Annotated in this window: 6 protein-coding genes; 1 reads left to right on the top strand and 5 read right to left on the bottom strand. The window is 65.1% G+C overall.

The genetic code is table 11. From position 1 onward, the window contains the following. Positions 1 to 48 precede the first annotated feature (48 nt). The 5 genes from Q8M82_RS13360 to Q8M82_RS13340 form a co-directional block, all read right to left on the bottom strand. Positions 49 to 1,038, bottom strand: a complete 990-nt coding sequence (locus Q8M82_RS13360; RefSeq protein WP_305691835.1) for a sialic acid TRAP transporter substrate-binding protein SiaP — start codon at positions 1,036 to 1,038, stop codon at positions 49 to 51. Between the two features lie 73 nt (positions 1,039 to 1,111). Continuing rightward, positions 1,112 to 1,915: a FadR/GntR family transcriptional regulator gene (locus tag Q8M82_RS13355; RefSeq protein ID WP_305691834.1), complete on the bottom strand. Its 804-nt coding sequence runs from the start codon at positions 1,913 to 1,915 to the stop codon at positions 1,112 to 1,114. 188 nt (positions 1,916 to 2,103) lie between these two features. Beyond that, on the bottom strand, positions 2,104 to 2,883 hold the full coding sequence (locus Q8M82_RS13350; RefSeq protein ID WP_305691833.1) for an ABC transporter ATP-binding protein: 780 nt from the start codon (positions 2,881 to 2,883) through the stop codon (positions 2,104 to 2,106). Positions 2,884 to 2,895: 12 nt separating this feature from the next. Then, a complete protein-coding gene (locus Q8M82_RS13345; RefSeq protein WP_305691832.1) occupies positions 2,896 to 3,669 on the bottom strand; it encodes an ABC transporter permease in 774 nt (257 codons plus the stop codon). 164 nt (positions 3,670 to 3,833) lie between these two features. Beyond that, positions 3,834 to 4,796, bottom strand: coding sequence for an ABC transporter substrate-binding protein (locus Q8M82_RS13340; protein ID WP_305691831.1), 963 nt, complete (start codon positions 4,794 to 4,796; stop codon positions 3,834 to 3,836). A 248-nt stretch (positions 4,797 to 5,044) separates the two neighbouring features. Here Q8M82_RS13340 and Q8M82_RS13335 point away from each other — a divergent pair. Continuing rightward, positions 5,045 to 5,275: thiamine pyrophosphate-binding protein (locus tag Q8M82_RS13335; protein ID WP_305691830.1), on the top strand; the 231-nt coding region annotated here is incomplete at its 3' end.

Here is a 5,275-nt window from a genome sequence, read left to right as displayed (position 1 = left end):
GTCGGGACAAGCCCGACCATGATTGGTGAACGACCGAGGGTTTACGGCTCAGGAACCCGAGCCGTCCTTGATCGCCTGGATGCGTTCCCAGTCGGCCTTGCGGTAGCCGAACTGCTCGAAGGTGACGTTCTTCTGCACGTTGGCGAGGAAGTCCGCCTTGTCGACCTCGGTCACGGTCAGGCCCTTATCCTTGAAGAACTGGACGAGCTTGACCTCGTCGGCCTGGATCTTCTTGGTCGCCCGCGCGGAGGCCTCCTGCGCGACTTCGCTGAAGATCTTGCGATCCTCGGGCGAGAGCTTGTCCCAGAGCTGCTTGGCGACGACCGTGTTGAGGTGGTCGACGATGTGGCCGGTCAGGACGATGTGCTTCTGGACCTCATAGAACTTCTTCGCCTCGATCGTGGTCAGCGGGTTCTCCTGCGCCTCGACGGTGCCGTTCTGCAGCGCGAGATAGACCTCGGCGAAAGCGATCGGCGCGGTGTTGGCGCCGCAGGCACGCGGCATGGCGAGATAGGCCGGCACGTCGGGCACGCGGATCTTGAGCCCCTTCATGTCGGCGCAGCTCTTGATCGGCTTGTTCGAGGTCGTGTGGCGCGTGCCGTAATAGGTCACCGAAACGATCTGGTGACCGGTCTTCTCCTGGTAGCCCTTCGCCATGTCGGTGAAGACATCGCTCTTGGTATAGGCGAGCAGATGCTCCGGGCTGCGGAAGGTGAAGGGGTAGTAGGTCACCCCGATCGGCGCGAAGGAGCGCGCGGCGAAGCTCGAGCCCGAGATGATGATGTCCACCGTGCCCAGCGTCAGGCCCTGATTAATGTCGGTTTCCTTGCCGAGTTGCGAGGCCGGAAAGACGGTGATTTCGTAGCGGCCATTGGTGCGCTTCTTGAACTCGTCCGCCGCCCAGACCGATTCGGTGTGGAAGGGCTCCGAGGTTTCGTAGACATGGGCCCATTTTAGCTTGGTCTGGGCCTGGGCCGGCGCGCCGACGGCGATCAGGCTCGCGGCCATCGCCGCCATCGTCAGATAGGTCTTAATCATGGTGGTCCCTCCCGTGGGATCGCTCTCGTTGCCTTGGTCGTTTCAGTCTTCTTGTTGTCGTCGTGTTCGCGCGTCAGTTCTTCCTGACGAGGCGGGTCACGACGCTTTCCCGCCTGCCTTGCCGCGTGCCCGTCTGCACGCCATCCCGCCGTATCGGCCCCGCCGGAGCGGGCCCTTCCCCGAAGCTTTGTGAGAACCGCTCCTGCGAGCGCTGCAGATGCCGCCGCATCGCCGTCTGCGCAGCCTCGCCGCGCCCTCCGGCGATCGCGTCGCGAATCGCGCGATGCTCCGCCACGGCCTCGCGCCAGGAATCGGCATTCTCGAAATAGCTCGCGAGCTGCCGGAAATAAGGGTTGATGCGCTGGTCGAAGAGCATGCCCACGAAACGCGCCAGCACGGCGTTGCCGAGGATGGAGGCGATCGCGACGTGGAAAGCCCGATCGAGCGACACGAGGTCGTCGCCAGTGAGTTCGGGATTCTCCATCTGCGCGAGAATGTCGTCGAGACCCGCGACATCACGGGGACCGGCCTGTGACCCTGCCTCCGCGCAGACGGCACTCTCGATCAGCTCACGCGCCTTGAGCACCTCGAAGGGCCCCTCCGGGGCTTCGTCGGCCAGCGTCGCCAGAGCAGGCAGACCGGCAGGCTTGTCGATGACATAGACGCCCGACCCCATGCGGATCCGGACCCGCCCCTCGACCTCCAGCGCGATCAGGGCTTCGCGGACCGACGGACGGGACACGCCCAGCTTTTCCGCCAGTTCGCGCTCCGGCGGCAGCCGGGCGCCCGCCGGATACTCGTGCCGATCGATGAGATGGCGGAGCTGGTCGGCGATCTGTCGATAAAGGCGTGGCGACTCGACAGCTTCGAGCGGCACTGTCTGCTCCCGGTTTCCGTCCCCGGCCTCCTCTGACGGGAAGCTCGCTTTGGCCATGTGGTCAGGCCAATTGACGCAGAGACAAGCACCTGCGCGGCCGGGTGTCAATCGCCGGGGCGGACGGCGCCCTCAGCGATGGCGCCACACGCGCTCGGGCCAGGTCCGACGGTCCGCCGACGCCCGGCTCCCTACTGGTCAGCGGCCATCACCTCGGCGCGGATCTCCTCGACGAGCCGTTCCTTCAGCGCGACGAATTCGGGGCTCGTCTTGATCGTATAGGGCCGCGGATGCGGCAGATCGACGGGGATGTCGGCCTTGATGCGGCCGGGCCTGGCGCTCATGACCACGACGCGCGAGCCGACGAAGATCGCCTCCTCGATGTCATGGGTGACAAAGAGCACGGTCTTGCGTTCGCGCTCCCAGATGCCGAGCAGCATTTCCTGCATCAAGGCCCGCGTCTGGTTGTCGAGGGCCCCGAAAGGCTCGTCCAGCAGCAGGATCTTCGGGTCGTTGGCCAGCGCGCGGGCAATCGCGGTGCGCTGCTGCATGCCGCCCGACAGCTGCTTGGGGAAATGGTCGACGAAGCTCGACAGCCCGACCCGCTCGGCCCAGCGACGGGCGATGTCGAGCCGCTCGCGCTCGGAAATTCCCTTCTCTCGCAGACCGAAGGCGATGTTCTGGACGACGGTCAGCCAGGGGAAGAGCGTGTAGCTCTGGAAGACGAAGCCGCGGTCGGCGCCCGGTCCGGTCACCGCCGCGCCGTCGAGCATGATGCGGCCTTCGCTGGCCGTCTCGAGCCCGCCGATGATGCGCAGGAGCGTGGACTTGCCGCAGCCCGAGGGCCCGAGAATGGCGATGAAATCGTTGTCGCCGACGCTAAGCGAGGTCGGCATCAGGGCGCGCGTCGGCTGCCCGCCACGCTGTGGCGGGAAGACTTTCCCGACATTCTCGACGAGGAGCTTGCTCATCTTCGCGACCGACTATCTCTGCGCCCAGGGAAACAGGCGCTGGTTGACCGCCTTGAAGAGGAAATCCGAGACCAGGCCGATCAGGCCGATGACGATGATGCCGAAGATGATCTGGCCGGTGTTCAGCAGCGCCTGGCTGTCGGTGATCATGTGGCCGATGCCGGAGGACGAGCCGATCAGTTCGGCGACGATGACATAGGTCCAGGCCCAGCCGAGCACGAGGCGGAAGATCTCGGCGATCTCCGGCGCCGCATTCGGCAACAGCACGCGGCGCACGACCGAGGTGTCGGTCGCGCCCAGCGTATAGGCGGCGTCGACAAGGTCGCGCCGGATTGAGCCGACCGCCACCGCGATCATCAGGATGAGCTGGAAGACCGAGCCGATGAAGATGACGAGCAGCTTCTGCGCCTCGCCGATGCCGGCCCAGAGGATCAGGAGGGGAATGAAGGCCGAGGCCGGAAGATAGCGCGCGAAGGAAACGAAGGGCTCGAGGAAGGCCTCGACCGGCTTGTAGGCGCCCATGGCGATGCCCAGCGGCAGGGCGACGAGAGCCGCCAGCACGAAGCCGCCGACGACACGCCAGATCGTCATGCCGATGTCGAAGGCGAATCCATACAGGACGAGAAGGTTGTAGCCCTCCTGGACCATCGTGAGCGGGTCGGCCAGGAACAGCTTCTGGACATAGCCGCCGAAAGTCGCGACCGACCACAGCGCCACGAACAGCGCGAAGAAGGCAACGCCATAGCCGATGCGGGCGGGCGCAGAGACCGGCTGAAGGGGTTTCATCGGGTGATGATCCGCTGCGTCATCCCGGGCGACCGCAGGGAGACCCGGGATCCAGGCCTGAACGGTTCAGGCATGGATCCCGGATCTCCGCTTCGCTGCGTCCGGGATGACGTCGAGGGGTTGGGACAGGGATGCCCGGGTCGGGCCCGGGCATGAGGGTCAGCTCACTTGCCGGCGACGTATTTCGTCTCGACGAGGCTGGCGAGGTCGGGCTTGGACTTGATCAGGCCGATCTCCAGCAGCAGGTCGGCCGCCTTGGCAGAAAAGGCCTGCCATTCGCCCGAGAAGAAGGCCTTGTTGCCGGCCGCGTCCGACCATTTCAAAAAGGCGGCAGACTTGCCGAACTGCTCGCCGGACTGCTTCACGTCGGCGCCCATGATGCCGAAGGCCTTGTCCTTCTCCTTGGCGATCATGTCGAGCGCCTCGAAATAGCTCTTCGTCAGAGCCGCGGCGGCCGCGTCATTGGCGGCAAGGAAGGCCGGGGTGCAGCCGAAGGTGTCCATCACCATCGGATAGTCGAGCGTGGTGGCGATGATCTTGCCGGCGTCGGGCTTGTCGCGCACCGCCGAGAGATAGGGCTCATAGGTCATGGCGGCGTCGTTCTGGCCGGCGATGAAGGCCTGCGCGGCGGGGCCGGGTTCCATGTTGACCACGGTCACATCCTTCACGGACATGCCGTTCTCGTTGAGGAACCAGGCGAGTGCGAAATAGGGCGAGGTGCCGGGCGCCGAGGCGGCGACCGTTTTGCCCTTGAGATCCTTGATCGAAGCGGTGGCGTTGCGCGTCACCATGCCGTCCGCACCGTAGCTCTTGTCGAGTTGGAAGATCTGCTTCGTCTTCACGCCCGCACCGTCCCAGACGATCCAGGTCTCGACCGTCGTCGCCGCGCACTGGATGTCGCCCGACGCGATGGCGAGGTGGCGGTCCTTCTGCGGGATCTTCTTGATCGTGACGTCGAGGCCGTTCTTCGCGAAGATGCCGGCCTCCTTGGCCAGTGTCAGCGGCGCGAATCCGGTCCAGCCCGAGATGCCGATATTGACCTTGGTCTGCGCCTGCGCACCACCGGCGACCAGCGCTGCCGCGAGGCCGAGACCCGCTGCCGTTCCCCAACGCTTCAAACCCGTCATGACGAAACCCTTCCCCTGTTGTGATGTCCAACCCGCTGGCCGAGGGCCGGAGCCCATCGCAGCGCATGGCGCAGCCGGATGCAACCTTCGTTCCAGCGGAGGTTAAATGCATATGCAAATCCGTCAACCCGTCGATCACCCGGGCTAGGGACAGTGATGACATTCTCTCGTTTGACAGGATCGGGAACATCCCCTCCCCTGTGCGTCCCTTTGACGACCCTTCCATTCTTTTCCGTAGGATACTCCGAATGAACGGTGCCGACCGCCTCTGCGACACGCTGCTCGTCAACGGCGTGGATGTCTGTTTCGCCAATCCCGGCACATCCGAAATGCATTTCGTCGCGGCGCTCGACCGCAAGCCGGAAATGCGCTGCGTTCTGGGGCTGTTCGAGGGCGTGGTAACCGGCGCGGCCGACGGCTATGCGCGCATGGCCGACAAGCCGGCGGCGACGCTGCTGCATTGCGGGCCGGGCATGGCC

The sequence above is a fragment of the Allobosea sp. genome, assembly GCF_030694325.1.
GTDB lineage: Bacteria > Pseudomonadota > Alphaproteobacteria > Rhizobiales > Beijerinckiaceae > Allobosea.
Note: the sequence above shows the minus strand (reverse complement) of the source record. Positions and strands in the feature narration are given on the sequence as shown.

Excerpts from the sequence above, each read along its gene's own strand:
- Q8M82_RS13345 (WP_305691832.1), bottom strand. The coding sequence starts at position 3,669 with ATGAAACCCCTTCAGCCGGTCTCTGCGCCCGCCCGCATCGGCTATGGC.
- Q8M82_RS13350 (WP_305691833.1), bottom strand. The coding sequence starts at position 2,883 with ATGAGCAAGCTCCTCGTCGAGAATGTCGGGAAAGTCTTCCCGCCACAG.
- Q8M82_RS13340 (WP_305691831.1), bottom strand. The coding sequence starts at position 4,796 with ATGACGGGTTTGAAGCGTTGGGGAACGGCAGCGGGTCTCGGCCTCGCG.
- Q8M82_RS13360 (WP_305691835.1), bottom strand. The coding sequence starts at position 1,038 with ATGATTAAGACCTATCTGACGATGGCGGCGATGGCCGCGAGCCTGATC.